The following is a 21601-nucleotide window of genomic DNA, read 5'->3' as shown; positions in this document are numbered from 1 at the left end:
ACTCCGGCCACCCGATACATACATATTTAACAAGAACCGCCTATGGTAAAAAGAGATAATCTCCCATGGGCAGAGTTGTCGTATGATGAATTTACTTGACGCTCTCTTCACCGAAGAGTATACAAGCCAAGTTGTTGATACAGGGATCTCCACTTCTCTTTGCCATCGAGCAACTCACAGATCTGAACCTGTCTGCAACACTCATCATTGAGCGCAACCGATTGATCATTAGTGTGATAGCCGGGTCCTGTGCAATAAGAAATCACAAACCCCGTCAGGTCCGGAAGGAAGCAGCGGTAGTGACACTTCTTATGTGTGCAGGGGTGCCTGGCTATCCTTTTTCGAGACAGCTCTTCCCCATTGTATCCCGGATCTGTCTTGTCGTTCGAGCTGCATATTGTCCGCAGGAACAGCTGTGTCTTATCTCGTCCTTGCCAGAAAATCCCGTCCACAGACTTTTGCCGAAATTGTTGGCCAAAAACCTATTGTCCGTACCCTACAGAACGCTCTCTCGCAAAACCGGGTCCCTCATGCCCTGATTTTCAGCGGCATTCGGGGTACCGGCAAGACCACACTTGCCAGGATAATGGCAAAGGCCCTCAACTGTGAGCAGGGACCGGCAACTGAACCCTGTAACACCTGCAGATCCTGTCGTGAAATCACCGGCGGAGCCAGCATCGATCTTCAGGAAGTAGATGGCGCCTCCAATCGTGGTATTCAAGAAATACGCGAATTGAAGGAAAAAATACGCTTCCTGCCGACACACTCACGCTTTAAAATTATCCTGATCGATGAAGTGCACATGCTGACAGCTGAAGCCTTCAACGCTCTGCTCAAAACCCTGGAAGAGCCTCCGAACCATGTGTACTTCATGTTTGCCACCACTGAGTTGCACAAGGTTCCGGTAACTATTCTTTCCCGCTGCCAGCGGTACGAACTCAAACGACTCGACCACCACGAACTGACCACTCATTTCAGCCGGTTAGCAGCATCAGAGGGTTTTGAAATAGAGCCTGAAGCTGTTGATATGATCGTCCGGGAGTCCGGCGGCAGTGTTCGGGACGGCCTCAGCCTGCTGGATCAGATCTTCTCCTACAGTGGACGACAGATACAGGCACAGGATGTCGTTGAAATGCTGGGGCTGGTCAGCCACCAACTCGTCTCAAAGCTTGGTACTGCCCTGCTCCAGGGTGATCTGGCCGCTGTGTACAGACAACTTGACACACTCTATCAGCATGGATCCGACCTGCGGCGATTTGTCAACGATCTGCTCACCTGGCTCCGCTCTGTAATTGTGTGCAAAGTCAGCCCAAACCCTGGCCAACTCCTTGAGGCAACGGATAACGAGCTGATCGAACTCACGAAAACAGCAGACAGTTACTCTTTACCGACACTCACCGCCCTGTTCGACCTGCTCCTGGAAAATCTCGAAAACATCACCCGGTCCCAACAACCTCGACTGGCACTGGAGCTGGCTTTTATTCGTGCGGTACAGTTTCACGATGTTGTACCGGTCAGTGAACTCATGGCTCAGTTTGACCGGATAGCAGCTGACATGTTACCAGGTCAACCGGCTCCCCTTCTCTCTGCCGATCCACAGGTGCATAAAACAACACCCGCAACCGGTACAGCGCAACAGGTACCGGTTGCCGAGGATGCTTCAGTTTCACCAAAGGTGCCCGAAAATATAGAAACCCGCAAAATCGTTGCTCCGGCCTCTTCTGCTGCAATTGATCACACCGTACAGGATGCAGGTTCAACAGAAGAGACACAGGCACCACCTGTCGACCGGCAAGCTTCCCTGCCTCTAACTTCCACGTTTCACACAGATGAGGCTCCAGCAGATACAGACATCTCCACACAGTCACTCCCTGCAACACCTGCTACAGAGGCAACAAACCCGCCAACTCCTTCAGCAGAAAGGAAACGGATTCGCCAACATTGGGGTGCTTTTGTCAAATATGTACACAGCCGGCAGCCATGGATAGCAGCAGCCTTGCAGGTGGCGGATGCAGTCGATCAGCAGGGCGAAGTTCTCACCATTCACTTTACCGACAGCATCGACTGCACCCTCTTAAAACAACCCAAAATCATTGAAGCACTCACCGCATCCGTCCTTGATTTTTTCCAGGAAAATCTCCGGATCCAGTTTGAAGTTCCAGGTTCAACCGCCTGTGCACTTGATCCGAACAGTCATCTGGCTCCCCTGCAAGAGCGGCGCGCGTTGGCCAATGACCCGCTGGTGCTGACCGCCCTGGATGTGTTCACCGGTCAAGTTGAAGAAATCCGAGTCGGCAAACGCTATCTGAAGACAACCACACCTGTTGACCAAACCGATACGGAACATGAACCTGACAATGATGACTAGTGCCTCCTGAAGTTCAACACGCACACAACACAACAAGCAAACATACAGACATCTGAGAGACGCATGAATATCAATGACCTGATGAAACAGGCCCAGCAGTTTCAGGAAAACCTGGCCTCAATACAAAATGACCTGGGCAAGCAGCAGGTTACCGGTACTGCCGGTGCCGGTATGGTGACGACCACCTTCAACGGTCGGGGTGAACTGCTTGCGGTTATCATTGAAAAAACCGTTGTGCAGCCGGAAAATGTTGAGATGTTGCAAGACCTCATCGCAGCTGCTGTTAACGATGGACTGAACAAGGCCAAAGAACTTGGAAAATCAGAAATGACCCGGTTAACCGGCGGACTGAACATTCCCGGTCTTGTCTGATGCAGGTCATTCCACCGGCACTGGAAAGGCTGATTGCTGATCTGACCAAACTCCCCGGCATCGGTCACAAATCAGCAACTCGATTGGCTCTGTATATACTGCGTCGTCCTGCGACCGAAGCTAAAAATCTTGCTGCCGATCTTCACGCACTGCATGATGCCATCCATCTGTGTCAGCAGTGTTATACCTTTTCAGAAACCAATCCGTGCATGATCTGCGGCAATCCGAGTCGGGACCCTCGTCTCGTCTGTGTGGTTGAAGAACCCGGAGATCAGATTGCCATTGAAAAGACCGGTGCATTTCGTGGCGTTTACCATATCTTACATGGTGTGATCGCCCCGATAGACGGTATCGGGCCGGAAGAGTTAAAGGTACGCGAACTATACCAGCGGGCAACAAGTGGCACTGTCGATGAAATACTGATCGCCACCAGTTCAACTGTCCCCGGAGAAGCCACCGCCTCTTATCTTGCCGATATTCTTAAGGGAACCGACGTTCATCTCAGCCGCCTCGCCTGTGGAATCCCCATGGGGATGGACATCAAATATGCGGATGAACATACCCTGGCCAAGGCCATTGAATCACGACAGACGGTACATCGTCTCATTTAGCTGCAGCCAGGCTGTCTACCAACCTTGTTCACGATGCGGCCCCTGCTCTTCGATTGCATAGTCACACCGAGATCACATCCTGATCCGTGCCCGTGGCCTGGGTGCCTGTTGCCGGCGCTTTTCCACTGCCTGAGCGATCCAGGCTCCTTTTTGTTGTGCAGACTGAGACACACTCTGCGTTCCAAGCAGGTCAGCGCAGTGAAAAAAAACATACCAGTCGTCTCTCGTCGTCTGAACTGCCGTTTGACTACGTGCCTGATAAGACAACCGACGCCCGGATGACCTCTGCAGAGTCTGTGCAGCCATTGTCAGTAAATGGACAACACAGGTTGATCCAAGAAGACAAAGAAACAGCTGCTGTAGTTCCATAATTTTCTCCTTTGTTTCTTCAGAGTCCCTTGCTGTTAAAGAGAAAGTACAGGGCTGAACCGGTATTCAATATCAGCCCTTTATCGCCTTTTTACGACCAGCGTGGGAAGTGCGGCCATGGAGGTCACCCGCTCAACCACACTTCCCATGAGAAGATCACCAAATTCTGTCCGCCCATGACTTCCGAGAACGATGAGACCGATACTGTTGGTTTCACTGTGCCGGACAATGGTTGCATAAGGTGGTCCTTCCAGAATATCGGTAATGACGCGCACACCAAGCCGCTCCCCCTGGCCGACCAGTGTCTGCAGGGGTGGGTAACTTTTCCGCCTGGCCTCATCCAGCACGCCGTACAAAAAACCCCGTTCAACGGGAATATCAATAACAGTCAGCGCATAGACATCACCCCCAAACGCAAGCCCCAGTTCCAGGGCCCTCTGTCCGGCTGCCATACTATACGAAGATCCGTCAATCCCCACCAAAATCCGGGAAAAATCAATCTCGGCCTCATAGGGGATCATTATCACATCACAGGGACTGTAGCCGATGACCTTGGCCGCTGTATTACCAAGGATGACCCTTTCAATCCGGGAACGCTTCGGATATCCCAGAATCACAATATCCGCCTGTTGTTCTTCAGCTGCGTAGAGAATCTCCTCGACCGGATCGCCGACCTTATGCATGGTGTGCACTTCCAGATTATGGGAGCCGGCAATCTGTTGCGCCTCGTCAAGGCAATGAAGAAAAGGCTTATTGAACTGTTCTTCAGCATTATCAATCTTCCATCTGTTCATATTTCCCTCATACCGGGGAGTGATGGAGATGGCGATCAATCGCGCCTTAAAAAAAAGAGCCATGCGGACAGCCTGTTGGAAGGCGAACAACCCTGTCTTTCCAGGTACAACAGCGGCAAGTATGCTGGTGATACGAGTTGGCATGGAGTCTCCCGGAGTCGGTTATATGTTTCTGGCAGCAAGTTTTTCCAAACGGCGGGCCTTGAACAGATTGGCAAGAATGATTGATGCGCCGATAAGCAGCGCCAAGCACATGACGCCAAAGCTTAAATGCGTCATGATCGAGAGCATGACGGTATTGATGGAGATAAGCTGAAGTTCTGACAGATATTTAGGAAGAGCCAGAAGACGGCTGACCGCAACAATCAGCATGATTGTCGCCATAACAAACTTGATCATGTAGTCTTTCACATAGGTCGTACCGATTGCACCGAGCTGGACCCCGAAAAGTGACCCGGCCAGAATAATCATAACTAGTCGGATATCAACCATGCCGTAATAGGCCCAGATAAGAGTACCGCCAAGTCCCATAACAAAGGCCACAACCAGTTCCGAAGCCGAAGCAACAATACTTGTCACGCCGATGATATACATCAGGCCGGGCACACCGATAAATCCTCCCACAGCAATGGTGGCTGCCAGCATGCCGGTGGCAAGGGCAACAGGTATTAAAAACCACAGACTGATACGTATATTCGCCGTTTTAAATGTAATCATCGGCCACAGCTCGATCTGCTGAAGCCGTTTGGCAACGGTTGGAGATTTCACCTCTGTTGCACCATCGGCATTTTTCATGCCCAAGGCATCCCTGAGGACGAAAGAACCGACAATGACCAGTACCAGGACAAAAATTATGGACACATACAGGTTTGAACCAGCCTGACCCCATTTATCCAAAACAGTCTTTTGAATCATGATGCCGACCTGGACGCCGATCTCGGCAAAGACACCCATGATGAGTCCGAGTTTGATATCCACCTGGCCATACTTGTACCGTTTAACAGCACCAACCAGGGCTTTGGGAAACTTATGGCACATGTTACTGGCCACAGCGACCGTACCGGGAACGCCCAGACTCATCATACCGGGCGTGAGCACAAAAGCGCCTCCGGAGCCAATAAATCCACTGACCAGGCCTCCGATAAAACCAACTAAAAAAAGAAAGAGAACTGTATAGACGTTGAGGTCGATAAACTGGATGACATCACCGATTGATCCGTGCATGGAGTGGACTCCTTATACTTTACAATAACATTGGGAAAGCCGATCTAGGCATTCATCTGTACACGCGGACGTGTGTCCGGTCTGGAAACCCGGGTAACGCTGTCAACCACTGCATGTGCCGGAGCAACCTTTTTGGCCGTCTCTTTTTTCGATGCTTCGATTCCCATGGCAGACCAGAAGGAACTCGTAAAATTGCCATGAAAATACGAGACCGCAAGAACCGTGGCCACCGGTAACAACGCAAATACTCCTCCTTTGCTGAAATAGGTGACGACCAGGTCCTGATATGTAAAAATGGTGGCGTATAAGGCAGCAGTCAGCGTACCGAAGAGCATACAGTTTTTCATGTGACGTTTTCTGTTGACAGACATGGTAAAACCTCCATTTTTCATTGCGGGTAAAGATAAGGCTGTATGAAAAGAGCCTTGTTGGTTACATAAAACGGGAAACACCGGTACCGGTGACTGGCGGGCCACCTCTTCCAGGCGAATGCCTTTGTCAAGAACGACAAATTCAATCCGGCGGTGCGCCCTGCACAGCCGGCTGACAACATCACCGACCCGGCCGGACTCACAAAGATGTTCAACGATAAGACCACTGTCTTTGACGTTCTCCCGGAACTGCGCGATACTTTCCTCCACTGCTTCGGCAAAATGCCGGCTGCGTCGCCGCAGATTGTAGGCCGGCAGAGTATCCACATGCACGGTCAGTACGGCACAGCCCAAACGCTGGGCTGTATGCATGGCGTACATCATGACCGGTTCAGACATATGCCCATTCCGTGTGACAGCCATGATAAAAGATCTCTTGACCGATGTTTGCGAAACATCACCGGTCAGGTAACCGTTGGGGTGAAAGCTGGGATGTAGAGATAAACAGGTGTCTTGCATGGCATTCGGCAGAAAAATTATTTCTGATTCTTAACGAGCAGATAAAATCAAGAAACATGCCATGCAGGTGATAAAGAATAATGTCTTGAAATGATTAACTTTATTTCAAGAAACGAGCTGCAGCCACGATTATTCAAATTGTTGCAAATCGCAACGTTCGCAAAAAAACCAGGAAATTCGGAAGGGGAACTATTGCAAATTGCAACATCGCATGTTGCAACTGTAACAGCATGGAAGAAAAGCCGGAACAACAGCAGGAAAAAAATCTCGTATGGAGCTGTGCCACAAGACACCGTATGGACCGGCAGAGTCATACTGCAGGAAAACACACCAGAAAAAGAAAGGGCTTACGGCATTTTTATTGCTTCCACTGTAGCAACCCGCAAGCATGGCGTGTCACAGAGATTCCGCTGCCGGCCGCAGCTCCATTATTGGGTGTCCTGAGAAGAATAAACCAAGCATCCGACTGCACCATAAGGGAAAAGCGTATGTTTTTTAGAAAGAAAACAGAATCCGTAACCGAACAGCAACCACAACAGACCTCGTCCGGTCTTTCTCCACTCGACAGTCTGCGAGCTAAAATTGAGATTGCTCAGCTCCCTCAAGAGGTGCTTGACGTTATAAAAAACGAATTCGCCAAACTGGAAAAAACCGATACCTCGGTCGCAGAATATGGACTTGGGTTCAACTATATAGAGTTGCTCCTCTCCCTCCCATGGCTGGAATCAAGTCGAGATCGGCTGGATCTGATAAGGGCACAGTCAATCCTTGACACACGCCATTTCGGCCTCACACAGGTGAAACAGCGGATCCTGGAATTCCTCGCTGCAAAAACGCTCTGCAGTAAAGCCAGACAAACCGTTCTTATTGTTGATGATGAAGAGATCGCTCGCACCAACATGATTCATATCCTCACCAAAGACGGATATATCTGTCATGGAGCAGGCAACGGTGCAGAAGCAATGACTATCCTGTCTGAAGAGGAGGTCGACCTCGTTGTCACGGACCTGAAGATGGAGCAGATGGACGGACTTGAGCTTCTGGAACGGGTCAACCAGATCAGGCCTGACATTCCGGTCATCATGGTCACCGGATTTGCCACTGTTGGTTCGGCAGTGGACGCGCTTAAAAAAGGAGCTGCTCACTATCTGGGAAAACCGGTAAACTTCGACGAACTCCGCAGAACCGTCAAAGAGGTGTTGGAAAAGAAACTCTTTGTCCGGATGGGCAAAGGGCCCATCCTCTGCTTTACAGGCCCTCCCGGGACAGGCAAGACCTCGGTGGGCAGAGCCATTGCTGAAGCGCTGCAACGCCGGTTTATCCGGATTTCTCTTGCCGGATTACGTGATGAGGCTGAACTGCGGGGACACCGGCGAACATATGTGGGTGCATTACCAGGACGGATTATCACAGAGTTAAAACGAGTCGGCATGAACAACCCTGTGTTCATGCTCGATGAAATTGATAAAATCGGACAGGATTTCTGCGGCGACGCAGCCTCGGTGCTCCTTGAAGTGCTTGACCCTGAACAAAATGTTCATTTTAACGATCACTACCTTGAGGTACCCTTTGACCTTTCACGGATCATGTTCATTGCAACGGCCAATGATCTGTCCAAACTGCCCGGTCCTTTACTGGACCGGATGGAGTGTCTTGAGTTCACGGGGTATACTGAACGTGAAAAAGTACACATTGCTCAGCAGTTTATTCTGCCGCGCCAGCTCAAGCTCACCGGACTGACAAAGGACATGGTCCAGTTTTCCCAGGAAGGGTTGGTGCGGGTCATCAACGATTACACCCGTGAATCCGGCTTACGTCATCTTGAACGGAAAATAGCTGACATCTGTCGCAAGATCGCCCTCCTCCATCTCAAGACGAATGGCAAGAACCTGCCGATACTGGTCGATGTGCCGATGGTGTCGCAACTGCTCGGCCCACGTGAATTTCAACGCGAAGCAGCTGAAGTTGAACCGCAGATCGGTGTTGCCACAGGTATGGTCTGGGCAACGACCGGAGGAGAGATTATCAGTGTGGAAGCCGCTCTGATGCCGGGCTCCGGGACATTGATCTTAACCGGGTCACTCGGTGAGGTATTGCGGGAATCTGCTCAAACAGCCCTGAGCTTTCTTCGCAGCCAGGCAGGTGTCTTTGACGTATCACCGGTATTTTTTAAAGACACCGATATACATATCCATTTCCCAGCCGGAGCCATAACGAAAGATGGTCCGTCCGCCGGAATCACCATCTTTGCAGCACTCCTCTCCCTCCTCACGCAAAAACCGGCACGGCGCGATGTTGCCCTGACCGGCGAAATGACCCTGACAGGTCGAATTCTGCCGGTCAAGGGAATTCGCGAAAAAATTCTGGCTGCAAAGCGTGCCGGTGTACAGTTAGTCCTTTTACCGTCTGCCAACCAGGAAGAAGTTGAATCGCTGGACACCGATGTTCTGGAAGGGATTCGGATACAGCTTGTAACAAATGCCGATGAAATCGTGGAACCGGTCTTTGGCCGTCAGACGTTTATTCTGGCATCCTGACCGGGCGAGTGTTGCAGTATTTAAAAAAGTGGTCAGGCATCCGGATCTTCAAGACCGTAGCGTTTGATTTTCCGCCAGAGGGAGACACGATCTATACCGAGCATCTTTGCCGCAGCAGACCGGTTCCCCTCAACCTCGTCTAACACTTCAAGGATATAGCGCTTCTCATGTTCCTCTAAAGTCAGCCATTCAGCCCGATGCTCACGAACAGCCATGCCGGTACTGTCTCCAAAAACAGTATCAACGTGATGCGCTTCTATAAGCTCTTCACCGTTAAAAAGAAGCAAACGCTGGGCAATATTTTCCAGTTCTCTGATATTTCCGGGGTAATCATACGCCATAAGGTGTTGCTGGGCAGAGCGTGACAGTCGTGGCGCAGTGCGTCCTAACGGAACATGTTTGGCAAGAAAATAGTCCGTCAGGGCCGGGATGTCTTCTCTCCGTTCAGCCAGTGATGGCACATTGATCGCAAGCACATCAAGCCGATAATAGAGGTCCGCACGAAAGGTCCCGGCTTCCACCTCTCTCTTGAGATCTTTGTTGGTTGCTGCCAGCACTCGAAAATCAACGGCAATTTCAGTTGAGCCACCAACACGAAGCAGCGTGCGCTCCTGAAGAACGCGAAGCAGTTTGACCTGCAGAGAAAGGGATAACTCGCCCACCTCATCAAAAAAAACCGTGCCGCCTTCTGCGGTTTCAAGCAGCCCTTTCTTGCTTTTATTGGCTCCGGTGAAGGCCCCCCGCTCATAGCCGAACAACTCACTGGCAATCAGTTCTTCAGTAAAAACACCGCAGTTGAACGCAACAAAGCGTTTCTTTGAACGGGGACTCAACTCATGGAGTGTTTGCGCAACGAGTTCCTTGCCTGTTCCTGTCTCACCTTGAATCAGGACATTACAATCAAGTTGCGATACCTGGGCAATGGTTTCGCGCAGTGCTTGCATTTTCTGGCTGCCGCCGACAATTCGTTCAACCCCCTTGTGTGCAGCAACCTGATTCCGCAGAAAACGAATCTCTCTTCGCAACAGACTCTTCTCAAGAGCCTTTTCGACAATGGCACGCAACTCATTAATCTTAAATGGTTTCTCCACGTAATGATAAGCGCCCTTTCGCATGGCTTCCACAGCGGTGTCAACACTGGCATGGCCGGTTATGACTACGACCTCAATAGCCGGCCACAGTTTTTTTGCCTCCTCAAGAACAGCCATGCCATCAGTACCGGGCATGCGCAGATCGGTTAAGACCAGATCGATCTCTTCTTCTTTCAGGATGCTGATCGCTGTCTGACCATCTTCAGCCTCCCTGATCAGGTACCCGTCCTTCGTAAGAATATGGGTCAGGTTTTCACGGGAAATTGACTCGTCGTCAACCACAAGGACTTTCCGTTTAGTCATATCAGAATTCGATCAGGTTACAATTTTAACCGGGCAGGGCAGATGAATGAAAAAAGATGTACCCTGACCGATCTGACTTTGCACGGTAATTGTCCCCTGGTGCTGCTGGACAATTCCATAGACAACAGAAAGGCCGAGGCCGGTCCCATGGCCCTCTTCTTTTGTTGTAAAAAACGGGTCAAAAATTCGGGCAAGATTCTTTTCTGCTATCCCCTGACCGGTGTCGCTGATCTCAACGATTACTTCCTGAGCTCCAATATCTTCAGTGGCGGTGATAGTGATGCTGCCCTGACGGAGTATCGCCTGTGCCGCGTTGATGATCAGGTTGATGAATACCTCCTGCATACGTTGGATATCCAGCGGTAAAACAAGATGTTGAGGCACATCAACCGTCATACTGATGTCCGGAGAGACCTGACTTTTTGCCAGCAGTACCGCCTTTTGAACAACGTCAACAAGCGATGCTGTCCGAAGTGCAAACTCCTGAGTTCGAGAGAACTCCAACAGACTTTTCACAACATCACGAGCCCGTAAAGTTTCCTGATCGATATTTTGCAGCATCCGTCTGACGAACGCCGGGTCACCATCTGTAAACTCATCAATTGCAATTTGACAGGACGTGGAGATATTGTTGAGCGGATTATTGAGCTGATGGGCAACACCTGCGGTCAAAGTACCAAGAGAGGAGAGTTTTTCAGCCTGAATCAGCTGATCCTGTCTTCGTTCCAGTTCGGACACCATGATATTGAATGCTTCCATGACCTGTTGAATCTCATCTTTTGTATTGATGACATCAATCTTGTTGAACCGGCCCTGGGCAATGGCAACAGTTGCCTTTTTGATCGCAGCAATCGGTTTAAAAACAAAAGAAATACTGAAGAATGAAAGAATAATACCCGTGACGATGGCAACAGACGCCCACACTATCAGTTGTTCTCTGAGCAAAGATACCATGGAGTGAATTTGCGTTTTTTCAAAATTTACAATATCTTCACTGATATCAGAAATTATTTTACCATAGTGACGTATTTTATCTTCAATATTTCCATCCTTCCCAGTATCAGTTTCCTGAATTGTCGCGAGTAAATCACGAATACTATTTGTGTATACTTTTATCTGAGCATCCAGTTCAATCAGCTGATTGTTCACAGCCAGCTTTTCGTCAACATGTAATATTGTGTCTATTATTTCTGTTACCTTCTGTGTTGATGCAATATTTTCATAAAGGGAATCCTGGTTACCATATAAAAAGTAATTTTTTTCATATCGTCTTGCTTCCAGGATATTATTATGAACATTGTATATATATTCTAAAATCTCCATTTTTCGTTCAGTAGTGACAAGATCAACATAGGATAAAAAACTCATGATCGTCACACATGATATATAAAAGAAAAGAACAAGAGCCACTTTACTGATGATGCTGAGACTAAAAATTCTTTTCATGATCATACCAATAGTAGAGAATTCATATTGCACTACGTAATCTCCATGGCGACTGCAGCAAACCACCTGAAAAACAGAAAGCACCCGGACAGCGGACCGCTTGCGCAGAAGCAGACGTCCGTCCTTACCTCACTGACAGCCTGGATACAGGTATCGTTATCAGGAAAGACATCGGACAGGTGCACCTGTAAGTTCCCTCAAATAGCATCGCCTGCAGCAGCCGAAAAAAGAGAGGTCGCTGGTCATAAGCAGTCACGAAAAACATTTAAGCAAAAACAGTGCAAGAAATGCAAGGTGATCCCTTACTGAGAGGTCTTTGTGAAAAAGTTGACCATTTACTGGCGGTCGCGTACACTAACAGTGTGTTTTTTCGTTCACCATCTGGATTTTTGTTCAGAAATCATCATAAAAGAAGATTGCTCGACAGAGACGTACTGAACCGAAAGCTCCTGAATTGGGCCTGTCCGCTCTCGGGAACTCCATGATTCACCAGTACTGCTGGTCGATGCCTGTGAAAAGGAGGCTACAATGATTACGCTGGTTGAAACCGACATCACGACCATGAAGGTCGATGCCATTGTTAACGCTGCCAATGAAACTCTTTTGGGCGGCGGAGGGGTTGACGGTGCCATCCATCGCGCCGCCGGTCCGCAACTCCTGGAAGAGTGCCGAACCATCGGCGGCTGTAAAACCGGCAAAGCCGTCATCACAAAAGGCTACAACCTTCCCGCACAGTATGTCATTCATACTGTCGGCCCTATATGGAGAGGTGGCAATAATAACGAACCGGCTCTGCTGGCCGGCTGTTACCGCAGCTGTCTGGAGCTGGCAGTCCAACACAATATCAACTCCATCGCCTTTCCTGCAATCAGCTGCGGTGCGTACGGATTTCCCCTGGATGAAGCCGCTGACATTGCTGTTGACACTATCCAGTCTTTTCTCAACCGTAACGGAAAACCTGCAGAGGTTTTTATCGCCTGTTTTCAACCGCAGGCAAAATTTGCCTTTGCCCAGGCTATCCGCGGCCTGGAAGAGTAATACCATGGTATATGGTCTGTAACCGTACCTGGCAATGGACCAGACCGCCTGCCCTTCTGCATGGCGGACCCTGTCGGGCAGATGGTGTTTGCAATAAAACCAGGATGTCCGGCTGAGATATCCACCAATGGAGCTGAACGGTCCAACCAGCTGGTCACGATATATTCAATAAAGGCACTGCGACCCATAACTCCTGAAACCAGTCGCTATTCTTTTGAAATATCATTTGTTCTTAAAATACGTTAAGATCACCGCAACAGATAAAGACGATCAAACACATACAAACAAGCCCCTCTCCAAAATCCCGTTTCCCTTCTCGTCTGCAAGGAGATGCCATGCGCATAGGAATCGATGTCGGCGGCACTCAAACCGACGGCGTGCTTATTGACGGCGATCAACTGCTCGCCGCAGCCAAAACCCCAACCAACCACGACAACCTGCTCGAATCGATCAGCCAGGTACTACACACCATTCTGGCCGGCAAGGACCCCAGGCGGGTACGCACTCTTAATCTGAGCACCACGTTGACCACCAACGCCATTGTTACCGGAAAGACCGAACCTGTGGGCATGCTGGTGGTCGGAGGCCCTGGGATCTCGGCTGAATATTATCGTATAGGCGACCATTACCACCAAATTTACGGTAGCCTTGACCACCTCGGGACAGAGACCTCGGCACTCAATGAGGATGATCTCGATGAGGCCATCTCTTCCTGTCTTGATCAGGGGGTCAAATGCTTTGCTGCTGCCTGCAAATTTTCACCACGCAACCCTGACTATGAAAATCATATTCGTGAAAAGCTGGGCGACCAGGCGGATTTTGTCACCCTGGGTCATGCGATCTCCGGCCAACTCAACTTCGGTCGCCGCATCCACACAGCCTACTACAATTCAGCTGTCTGGCGTATTTTTCAGCGCTTTGCCGGGGCATTAACCACCAGTCTCAAAGGATTTTCCCTTGAGGACGTTGAAATTAACATTCTCAAAGCCGACGGTGGCACCATGCCGCTGGTCCGTGCTTTGGAAACACCGGTGCAGTCCATCTTCTCCGGTCCGGCGGCATCAGTCATGGGGATCCTTGCCACCACACCTGTTAACGAGGATGTCCTGATGCTGGATATCGGCGGCACAACCACGGATATCGCCCTTTTTGCCGGCGGAACACCGCTCCTGGAACGCGAGGGCATATCCATTGAAGAACGCCCCACCCTGGTTCGTGCCATCCATGTCGAATCCATCGGGATCGGTGGCGACTCCCTTATTCACAGTGACAACGGCGAGGTTGCCGTCGGTCCGCAACGACTCGGCCCCTGTATGGCCGCCGGCGGTGACCGGCCGACCATTATGGATGCCTTCAATGTCCTGGGGCTTGCCGCCTTCGGCGCAACCGACCGTTCCCAAACCGGTATGACGGCCATGAGCAATGCATTGAGCTGTTCAACAGAACAGCTGGCCGAAACAGTGATCAGCACTGCGGTGGAAACCCTGGCAACAGCCATTGAACAACTGATCTTCAAGGTCAACAGTAAACCTGTCTATACCATTCACGAAATACTCACCAGCCGGGAAATCAAGCCGACCAGGCTGATTGTCATCGGCGGCCCTGCCGCCGTTTTTCAGGCGCCACTTGCCGAACGGTTGGGACTGGAAGTGACCGTTCCTTCTCTCCACAGTGTTGTCAATGCCATTGGCGCAGCCCTCACCAGGACCACCAGCCATCTCAGCCTGACGGCTAATACCGCACGACGTAAGTTGTCCGTCCCCATGCTTGGTATTTTCCAGTCTGTTCCCCGGGGGTTCAGTCTTGATGAGGCCGTGGCAGAGGCCAGAAAGCTGCTTGTCGGCGATCTGGCAGCATCTGGTATCAGGATCAACGATCAGGAAGTGCAAATAACCCAGGCCGACTCCTTCAACATGGTTGACGGCGGTTACACCAGCGGCAAAAATATCAGGGTTGTTGCCCAGGTGCGGCCGGCGGTTGTGACCCACCTTGCCGATGCCCCGGCAACGCTCCTCCAGGTATGCTGATCTCCAACCACATCCACACTCTCTTATTCACACAGGTGCGATCATGCTAAAAGCTGCCTCCTCTCTTGGCGTTATTTTTTTTCCTGCCTTTGACTGGGCTATCTCCCCTACCCATCCCGAACGGGAAGAGCGACTCCTGTACACCCAGGATCAGTTTCGGGAAGAGGGCCTGTTCGATATCGAGGGAATCAGTGAGCACCGCCCCCTGTATGCCTCTGATCTCGATATTATGCGGGCTCACTTCTGTTTCCCGTCGGTATCGGCGATATGTACCGAATCACACCGTATCTCCGCCGGTGGTGCCATTCAGGCGGCCCGATTGGTCTTTGAACAGGAAACACGTCGGGCATTTGCTCTTGTCCGTCCGCCCGGCCATCACGCCATGAAAGTCGTGCACGGTAATCGCGGGTTCTGCAACATCAACATTGAAGCTGTAATGGTCGAATGGATTCGAGAGCACTACGGCCGCAAACGAATTGCCATTGTTGATACTGATTGCCACCATGGCGACGGGACCCAGGATGTGTACTGGCACGACCCGGACGTTCTGTTTATCTCTCTTCACCAGGATGGACGTACCCTGTATCCCGGATCAGGTTTTCCGTATGAGAACGGAGGTCCCAGGGCACTGGGAAAGACCGTGAATATCCCCCTGCCGCCGCGGACCTCTGACGAGGGATATCTCTATGCCATTGAAGAGGTGGTGCTCCCCATTCTTGCCGACTTCAATCCCGACCTGATTATCAACTCCGCCGGTCAGGACAACCACTATACCGACCCCATCACCAACATGCAGTTTTCCGCGCAGGGATATGCCCGCCTCAACGAGCTCCTTAAGCCCGATATAGCGGTGCTTGAGGGTGGCTATTCGATAAAAGGGGCGCTCCCCTATGTCAATCTGGGCATCTGTCTGGCCATGGCCGGCTGTGACTATTCAGGAATCCGCGAACCCGATTACAACCCGGCTGCCCTGCGTGAATCACCTGATCTCATGGACACCATACGACAAACCTGTGCCTATGTTTTGGACAGTTACCATCACCCGCCCATGGGCGACTTTGAAAAGCAGGGCGAATACTTTATCCGTGAACGTAAGATCTATTACGACACTGAAGGTATTCTGGAAAACCAGCGGGAAGAACTGAAAGATTGCGAAAGCTGCCGGGGAGTACGGCTGATCAAAAGCAGCAGCAGCCACCTCTCAACCTGCCTGGGTGTTGAGCTGCCCATTGACTGCTGCCCGGCCTGTGAGCAGGAAGGCTACACTGCCTTTACCCGTGCCAAGAAAAATTATGTGGTGGCACAGCTGCTTGATCAGAAAAACAAGCGGTTTCAATACTTATCCGAGTAAGCCACCGCTTGTTTCATACCCCTCTGCTGATCTGACAACCGTCAAACCATGATGGTTGTCAGATCAGCTGTCGGCTCAGCAGGACAGGCATCACCTTTGTTGCCTGCACTGTATCGGAGGTCGCAAGAAACAAAGACGGTTCCATGGCCTCTGAACCAATGGTCTGCAGCCAAAACTGTTCAGCAGGTACCGGCAGGTGGTAAAAAAGAAGATTTTTTGTGGAGAATTTATTGCTGATGATCAGCATGCTCCTGACTGATCGTCCTGAAGACATGTTCGATGATCTCAAAAAGTGCCACAATTTCCGGATCAAAATGACTGCCGCTGCTGCTGCGGATTATCCGAACCGCCTCCTCATGACTCATCGCTTTTTTGTACACACGTTCAGAGATCAGGGCATCGTAGACATCGGCAAGCGCCATGAGCCTGCCGCTTAACGGAATCGCCTTTCCTTTCAAACCATACGGATATCCGCTGCCATCCCACCTCTCATGATGTGTCAAAGCTATTTCACGGGCGGTTTTTAAAAAAGAAGTTTCATCAGTGAGCCCGGAGGCCGATTCAGCCTTGGCCAGGGCTTCGGCACCGTACACTGTGTGCTTCTTCATCTCTTCAAACTCTGCCGGTGTCAAACGTCCGGGTTTAAGCAGAATCGCATCAGGAACGCCCACCTTACCCACATCATGCAGCGGAGAAGACTTAAACAGAAGATCCACATCTTTTGGCTGCAGGCGGTAATCGACCTGTTTATGCTCAAGCAGAAATTCCGCCATTGCCCGTATATACTTCTGTGTACGAAAGATATGGTTACCGGTTTCAGTGTCACGAGTTTCCGCTAAAGAGGCCCAGCCCACTATGGCACAATCCTTGGCTGCGGCAAGCTGGCGTTCGCGATGAACCAGACGAAGCTCTTCACTGCGAAAGCGTATCAGAGAAAGGAGCGTGAAGGAAAAGACAACAGCAACGGTAATCGGAACCGGGGACAGAAATACCTGATACCTTGTCAACAGGGCAATGGAACTGCCGATTATGGCACAGATAATGCCCAGCAGTGTTACCCCGGCGGCCCAGATGGAAAGCTGGACAATCATGACTGTTGCCAGAACAACGGCGAGCAATGCCCCTGCTGCCTGCAGTACATCCGTCCAGACGGGAAGAGAGATAAAATCACCGTCAAACAGTGCTCCGACCATGGTAGCATGCACTTCTACTCCAGGCATGTGCCGATCAACAGAAGTTACGTGACTGTCCTTCAACCCCTCGACTGAAGATCCGACAAAAACAATCCGGCTGTGAAAAACCTGTGCGGAAACAGTGCCGTCAAGCACATCCGCCGCCGAAATGTACGGATAGGTTTTGGCTGGTCCTCGAAACCGTATGGCGGCAAAACCATGCTGGTCAACCGGTATGTCTGTTCCTGCCGCCTGCACGGAATGAAACCACGTATAACTGGAATCAACAGTCACACTCTTCTTCTTTTGAGCCAGCAGGTAGGTGGTCAGAGCAAACGATGGATAGTAGACATCCTGATGACGAATAAGCAAAGGAACCCTGCGCAGGGTCCCGTCCGTATCCGGAACAGCATTAAAAAAACCCAATCCTTCGGCTGCCTGGGCCAGTTGCGGCAAGGTGGCAACAAAACTCTCGGCCACAGGAAAAAAAGACTGCCCCCCACTGTGACGCTTGACAACCGTCACACTAATACCGCTGTCCGGCAGTGGCCCTGTTGTTCGACCATTGCCGTCAAAGGAGAACATCACGCCTAATGAAAAAAGACCACGCTGCACAACCTGGGAAAGGGCCCAGTCATGGTCAAGCATCTCTTTGGGCAGGGCTGTTAAATCAACTGTGTCGCCCAAATAGGTTTGGAGATCTTGGCTGATAAATTTCAGAGACGAACGGTCCGGCTCGGCAAAAAGAATATCAACGCCAACGCCGTCAGGTTGCCCGTCCCGAATGGTGTTCAGTAACCGGGCCACAAGATGACGCGGCCACGGCCACTGACCATATCTGCTGAGGCTTTTCTCATCAATATCAACAATCAGGACCTTGGGATGGGCGGGTTTTTGCCCAAGACCGTGCAGCATGAAATCATAAACCAGCCGATCAAAGCGCCGCAGCGACTCGGGCCCAAGCAAAACAAGAACAGCTGCAACCACGCCGAGCAGTACACCGACCGTTAAGACGCCTCTGTTCGTCTCCAAGGTGGTGTGATGAAAAAAACTGCGGAAAGCAGTCATGGCGGGTTAACGAACGATAACCTCAACGCGCCGGTTGCGTGGCTCCGACACGTTGTCAACCGTAGGCACGAGAGGGTTGTTCTTGCCGTGCGAGGTGGTGGAGATGTACTTTGGATCAACACCGTACTGTTCCAGCAACGACTGAATGTATTCCGCACGCCGAAGAGAGAGACTCTCGTTATAGGCATCGTCTCCCATCCGATCCGTATGGCCATCGATACTGATATCCATGGACCCTCTTTCTTTTATGGCCGCCAGAATTCTGGGGATCTCAGTTGCAGATTCGGGTTTGGGTTGACTGGAACTGCTTTGAAAGTAAAGAAAGAACTTGGCCGGGGGCGATGGCTGGATGTCCAGAGCCCTGCCAAACAGCAGACGAATTTCCTTCTCTTCCATGATCCTGGCTTCACTGGGGCTGTCGGCCTCGCTCTTCACTGTTACCGCCTGCTGGGCAGCATTCATCGTTTGAGAGCCATGGGGATTGGAGACAACGATGTTGCCCACTGTACCATCGGGATCGGGCAGAAGGACAAACGTTTCTTTCGGCGCACAACCTGCAATAAACCAACAGACAACTACCATCACTATCCAGTGTCGCATGTCATCCTCCCTGGTTATCCCTTCACATTCACGAGAAAATGAGTGCCGCGAATGGAGACCATACTCACCGGTGTTTCAATCTTCACCGACTCAGGATTCAACCTGGCCATTATTCCGGAAACATAGGTAAAACTGCCCTTCAGAAATCGAGTCAGCATCCCCAATTCATTTGTTCTGGGCTGAAAAACAAATTCAACAAGGACCATTTCGCCGGCCGATCCCATCGAGATGATCGTATCGTCGCGCAAAAAGAGACCCATTGCTCCGTTGGGGCCGGTTTTCAACCTGTCACTCACCTGAAGGCGCATCCCTTTCTGTGCAGGGATCTGCTCGGTACCCCGCACAATCCATGCCTCTCCTTCAACACTCTTAACACTGCCCACATCCGCCGCATAGACTGATGTTACCAATAAAGACAGCAGAAAAGACATTGCCAGACAGTATATTTTCATATCGGTTTCTTCTCCATAAAAAGATGGTGCCATCCGTACAGGGATATTGAACGATGTATCTGAATAATCAACATATCTGTTCTTAATACCTACCCGATCAGACCATTTTCATGCAACCAATTCTTTCTTGTCTCTCGGGCACCGCTCTTGGCGGCAATATCTGTCAAAACAGTAAGTGACTCTATCCATTCGCAACTCTCACTCTTCTGCAAATACGGCAGTGGCCGACACCTGTCGGCCGGCAGCGGTATCTGCAAACTGCAAGGAGCACACCCCGTGGTATTGTCCAGAACCGGGAACCGGGATTTAAGAAGGATAGCACCTGCGAATTCCTGAAGAATCTTCGGTATACCAGGCGGACCTTGCTGTTGAACCTGGTGACGTGGGGGGATTCTTGAAGGTGCTGATCGGCGAGCAACGGGAGAAAGTGCTGATCATCGACGACAGCACCTATGACCGGTCTTGTCCCAAGGTGGTTGAATTGTGCTCGCCTGGGTCTACGACCACAACGCCAACCAAAGCCTGAAAGGATTCAAGCTCATGATCTTGGACTGGTGGTGGATGGGGTGAGTTTCCTGCCGCTTAATTTCATTCTCTGCCCCTCATCCAAAGCAAGCAAACGCGCGCAGAGAATCAGAAAAACGGTGGACAAGCGGTACTGCTGCCAGAAACGTGGACATCAGCGGCGCGACGCAGCCGTATCCGCCTAGTGTCCCGTGCGGTTAATAGAGTCTTTTAATATTTCTTGTGTTATAGTGCCGTATGGCACGCAAACACGAGAAATTTACGATAACAGACGAACAACGCCAAGACCTTGAGGCGTTGTTGCGCTCACCGAAAACAGCCCAAGATCTGGCATCTCGGGCCAAGATTATCCTCTTAACGGCATCAGGTAAAACTGCCGAGGATTTGATTGTCGAATTAGGGACAACTTTTCGCACAATCTATCGATGGAGGAAACGATTTAAAGAGTATGGCATCCACGGGCTTGTCGATCGTCCTCGTAGCGGCCAGCCAAAAAAACTGACCGATGCAACGGTCAAAGAAGTTTTGCGGATGACAGTTGAGTGCATTCCTCATGAGGCAACCCATTGGAGTGTTCGCCTTATGGCCAAAGCCGCCAAGGTCACCACGTGGCAGGTGCGACAGATATGGAATGCAGCCGATTTAAAACCGCATCGGCTTAAAAATTTCAAAATCAGCAATGATCCGAATTTTGCTGAGAAAGTAATCGATATTGTTGGCCTGTACATGAATCCACCTGAAAATGCGGCTGTGTTTTCCGTTGATGAGAAAACGCAGATTCAAGCGTTGGATCGTACCCAGCCAATGTTGCCCATGCGGCCCGGCCAGATTGAGCGTCGCACGCATGATTACAAACGAAATGGCACCACCAATTTATACGCTGCCTTCGACATTTTAACCGGACAAGTGCTTGGCCGAACAACCAAAAGGCATCGAGCCAAGGAGTTTCTCGACTTCTTGCGGCAGTTGAATAGGGCCGTTCCAGCCGAGGTTGCCCTCCATGTCATACTGGACAACAGCAGTACCCATAAAACGGCAGATGTGATGCAATGGCTCAAGGCCCACCCTCGGTTTACGTTCCATTTCACACCAACCAGTGCATCATGGCTGAATGCGGTTGAAAGCTGGTTCGGCCAACTGGAGCGCAGAGCCATCCACCGAGGGGTGTTTACAAGTGTCAAAGATCTCAGAGATGAAATCCACCGCTTCATCAAGCAGCACAATAACAGATCGGCCAAGCCATTCACATGGACAAAGACTGCAGCGGTGATACTTGAAAAGGTCTCAAAATTAAAAGACGACACTAACCGCACGGGACACTAGTGTCCCGTGCGGTTAATAGAGTCTTTTAATATTTCTTGTG

At 50.7% G+C, this 21601-nt stretch carries 18 protein-coding genes, 1 other RNA gene and 1 pseudogene; 11 read left to right on the top strand and 9 right to left on the bottom strand.

Annotated features, from left to right (window positions below; all coding sequences use genetic code 11):
- The first annotated feature begins 238 nt into the window (after positions 1-238).
- The 4 genes from ffs (at position 239) to recR (ending at position 3351) form a co-directional block, all read left to right on the top strand.
- Positions 239-336: signal recognition particle sRNA small type (gene ffs, locus HP555_RS09530), an RNA gene on the top strand.
- 79 nt (positions 337-415) lie between these two features.
- The gene (dnaX, locus tag HP555_RS09525; protein WP_199261897.1) at positions 416-2368 is read left to right on the top strand and encodes a DNA polymerase III subunit gamma/tau; all 1953 of its coding nucleotides are present in this window, start codon (positions 416-418) and stop codon (positions 2366-2368) included.
- 63 nt (positions 2369-2431) lie between these two features.
- Positions 2432-2740 (top strand): YbaB/EbfC family nucleoid-associated protein, encoded by a 309-nt coding sequence (locus tag HP555_RS09520; protein ID WP_199261895.1) that lies wholly within the window; start codon positions 2432-2434, stop codon positions 2738-2740.
- On the top strand, positions 2740-3351 hold the full coding sequence (recR, locus tag HP555_RS09515; protein WP_199261893.1) for a recombination mediator RecR: 612 nt from the start codon (positions 2740-2742) through the stop codon (positions 3349-3351). The genes HP555_RS09520 and recR overlap by 1 nt, the downstream gene beginning before the upstream one ends.
- A 449-nt stretch (positions 3352-3800) precedes the next feature.
- Here the strand turns inward: recR and HP555_RS09510 are convergent, their stop codons facing one another.
- The 3 genes from HP555_RS09510 to HP555_RS09500 are packed head-to-tail and all read right to left on the bottom strand — an operon-like array spanning position 3801 to position 6532.
- The gene (locus tag HP555_RS09510) at positions 3801-4658 is read right to left on the bottom strand and encodes a universal stress protein (RefSeq protein ID WP_199261891.1); all 858 of its coding nucleotides are present in this window, start codon (positions 4656-4658) and stop codon (positions 3801-3803) included.
- Between the two features lie 18 nt (positions 4659-4676).
- Positions 4677-5738 (bottom strand): sulfite exporter TauE/SafE family protein, encoded by a 1062-nt coding sequence (locus HP555_RS09505; RefSeq protein ID WP_199261889.1) that lies wholly within the window; start codon positions 5736-5738, stop codon positions 4677-4679.
- 44 nt (positions 5739-5782) lie between these two features.
- On the bottom strand, positions 5783-6532 hold the full coding sequence (locus HP555_RS09500; protein WP_199261887.1) for a universal stress protein: 750 nt from the start codon (positions 6530-6532) through the stop codon (positions 5783-5785).
- A gap of 186 nt (positions 6533-6718) precedes the next feature.
- On the opposite strand from HP555_RS09500, the gene HP555_RS09495 reads away from it, so the two are divergent.
- Both HP555_RS09495 and HP555_RS09490 read left to right on the top strand, forming a co-directional pair.
- Positions 6719-7072 (top strand): hypothetical protein, encoded by a 354-nt coding sequence (locus tag HP555_RS09495; RefSeq protein WP_199261885.1) that lies wholly within the window; start codon positions 6719-6721, stop codon positions 7070-7072.
- A 44-nt stretch (positions 7073-7116) separates the two neighbouring features.
- Positions 7117-9165, top strand: coding sequence for a S16 family serine protease (locus tag HP555_RS09490; RefSeq protein WP_199261883.1), 2049 nt, complete (start codon positions 7117-7119; stop codon positions 9163-9165).
- A 32-nt stretch (positions 9166-9197) separates the two neighbouring features.
- On the opposite strand, the gene HP555_RS09485 is transcribed toward HP555_RS09490, so the two are convergent.
- Both HP555_RS09485 and HP555_RS09480 read right to left on the bottom strand, forming a co-directional pair.
- Complete coding sequence (locus HP555_RS09485) at positions 9198-10559, bottom strand: sigma-54-dependent transcriptional regulator (protein ID WP_199261881.1); 1362 nt, start codon at positions 10557-10559, stop codon at positions 9198-9200.
- Positions 10560-10571: 12 nt separating this feature from the next.
- Entirely contained in the window at positions 10572-12005 is a 1434-nt protein-coding gene (locus tag HP555_RS09480; RefSeq protein ID WP_233249131.1) for a HAMP domain-containing sensor histidine kinase, read from the bottom strand.
- Between the two features lie 528 nt (positions 12006-12533).
- Here HP555_RS09480 and HP555_RS09475 point away from each other — a divergent pair.
- The 3 genes from HP555_RS09475 to HP555_RS09465 all read left to right on the top strand — a co-directional run bounded on the left by HP555_RS09475 (position 12534) and on the right by HP555_RS09465 (position 16421).
- Entirely contained in the window at positions 12534-13043 is a 510-nt protein-coding gene (locus HP555_RS09475) for an O-acetyl-ADP-ribose deacetylase (RefSeq protein ID WP_199261877.1), read from the top strand.
- Positions 13044-13378: 335 nt separating this feature from the next.
- Positions 13379-15070 (top strand): hydantoinase/oxoprolinase family protein, encoded by a 1692-nt coding sequence (locus HP555_RS09470; protein ID WP_199261875.1) that lies wholly within the window; start codon positions 13379-13381, stop codon positions 15068-15070.
- A gap of 43 nt (positions 15071-15113) precedes the next feature.
- The gene (locus HP555_RS09465) at positions 15114-16421 is read left to right on the top strand and encodes a histone deacetylase family protein (RefSeq protein WP_199261873.1); all 1308 of its coding nucleotides are present in this window, start codon (positions 15114-15116) and stop codon (positions 16419-16421) included.
- A 58-nt stretch (positions 16422-16479) separates the two neighbouring features.
- Here the strand turns inward: HP555_RS09465 and HP555_RS09460 are convergent, their stop codons facing one another.
- Genes HP555_RS09460 through HP555_RS09445 form a run of 4 tightly spaced genes read right to left on the bottom strand, consistent with a single transcriptional unit; the run spans position 16480 to position 19713 of the window.
- Entirely contained in the window at positions 16480-16668 is a 189-nt protein-coding gene (locus HP555_RS09460) for a hypothetical protein (RefSeq protein ID WP_199261871.1), read from the bottom strand.
- On the bottom strand, positions 16649-18661 hold the full coding sequence (locus HP555_RS09455) for a CHASE2 domain-containing protein (RefSeq protein ID WP_199261869.1): 2013 nt from the start codon (positions 18659-18661) through the stop codon (positions 16649-16651). The genes HP555_RS09460 and HP555_RS09455 overlap by 20 nt, the downstream gene beginning before the upstream one ends.
- A 6-nt stretch (positions 18662-18667) precedes the next feature.
- The gene (locus HP555_RS09450; RefSeq protein WP_199261867.1) at positions 18668-19261 is read right to left on the bottom strand and encodes an OmpA family protein; all 594 of its coding nucleotides are present in this window, start codon (positions 19259-19261) and stop codon (positions 18668-18670) included.
- 14 nt (positions 19262-19275) lie between these two features.
- Positions 19276-19713, bottom strand: coding sequence for a FecR family protein (locus tag HP555_RS09445; RefSeq protein ID WP_199261865.1), 438 nt, complete (start codon positions 19711-19713; stop codon positions 19276-19278).
- 275 nt (positions 19714-19988) lie between these two features.
- On the opposite strand from HP555_RS09445, the pseudogene HP555_RS14450 reads away from it, so the two are divergent.
- Positions 19989-20387, top strand: a pseudogene (locus tag HP555_RS14450) (transposase); the annotation flags it as partial.
- 88 nt (positions 20388-20475) lie between these two features.
- Positions 20476-21561 carry an IS630 family transposase gene (locus tag HP555_RS09440; protein ID WP_199261861.1) on the top strand — a complete coding sequence of 362 codons (1086 nt, stop codon included), beginning with the start codon at positions 20476-20478 and terminating at the stop codon, positions 21559-21561.
- The last annotated feature ends 40 nt before the right edge of the window (positions 21562-21601 follow it).

This window comes from Desulfobulbus oligotrophicus (assembly GCF_016446285.1).
GTDB classification, from domain to species: Bacteria; Desulfobacterota; Desulfobulbia; order Desulfobulbales; family Desulfobulbaceae; genus Desulfobulbus; species Desulfobulbus oligotrophicus.
This window is presented reverse-complemented; position numbering and strand designations above follow the sequence as displayed.

Coding starts and splice junctions, on each gene's coding strand:
- HP555_RS09490 (WP_199261883.1), top strand. CDS start 7,117: ATGTTTTTTAGAAAGAAAACAGAATCCGTAACCGAACAGCAACCACAA.
- HP555_RS09460 (WP_199261871.1), bottom strand. CDS start 16,668: ATGCTGATCATCAGCAATAAATTCTCCACAAAAAATCTTCTTTTTTAC.
- HP555_RS09500 (WP_199261887.1), bottom strand. CDS start 6,532: ATGGCTGTCACACGGAATGGGCATATGTCTGAACCGGTCATGATGTAC.
- HP555_RS09450 (WP_199261867.1), bottom strand. CDS start 19,261: ATGCGACACTGGATAGTGATGGTAGTTGTCTGTTGGTTTATTGCAGGT.
- HP555_RS09475 (WP_199261877.1), top strand. CDS start 12,534: ATGATTACGCTGGTTGAAACCGACATCACGACCATGAAGGTCGATGCC.
- HP555_RS09455 (WP_199261869.1), bottom strand. CDS start 18,661: ATGACTGCTTTCCGCAGTTTTTTTCATCACACCACCTTGGAGACGAAC.
- HP555_RS09495 (WP_199261885.1), top strand. CDS start 6,719: ATGATTAACTTTATTTCAAGAAACGAGCTGCAGCCACGATTATTCAAA.
- HP555_RS09510 (WP_199261891.1), bottom strand. CDS start 4,658: ATGCCAACTCGTATCACCAGCATACTTGCCGCTGTTGTACCTGGAAAG.
- HP555_RS09465 (WP_199261873.1), top strand. CDS start 15,114: ATGCTAAAAGCTGCCTCCTCTCTTGGCGTTATTTTTTTTCCTGCCTTT.
- HP555_RS09485 (WP_199261881.1), bottom strand. CDS start 10,559: ATGACTAAACGGAAAGTCCTTGTGGTTGACGACGAGTCAATTTCCCGT.
- HP555_RS09480 (WP_233249131.1), bottom strand. CDS start 12,005: ATGAAAAGAATTTTTAGTCTCAGCATCATCAGTAAAGTGGCTCTTGTT.
- HP555_RS09520 (WP_199261895.1), top strand. CDS start 2,432: ATGAATATCAATGACCTGATGAAACAGGCCCAGCAGTTTCAGGAAAAC.
- HP555_RS09470 (WP_199261875.1), top strand. CDS start 13,379: ATGCGCATAGGAATCGATGTCGGCGGCACTCAAACCGACGGCGTGCTT.
- HP555_RS09505 (WP_199261889.1), bottom strand. CDS start 5,738: ATGCACGGATCAATCGGTGATGTCATCCAGTTTATCGACCTCAACGTC.
- HP555_RS09445 (WP_199261865.1), bottom strand. CDS start 19,713: ATGAAAATATACTGTCTGGCAATGTCTTTTCTGCTGTCTTTATTGGTA.
- recR (WP_199261893.1), top strand. CDS start 2,740: ATGCAGGTCATTCCACCGGCACTGGAAAGGCTGATTGCTGATCTGACC.
- HP555_RS09440 (WP_199261861.1), top strand. CDS start 20,476: ATGGCACGCAAACACGAGAAATTTACGATAACAGACGAACAACGCCAA.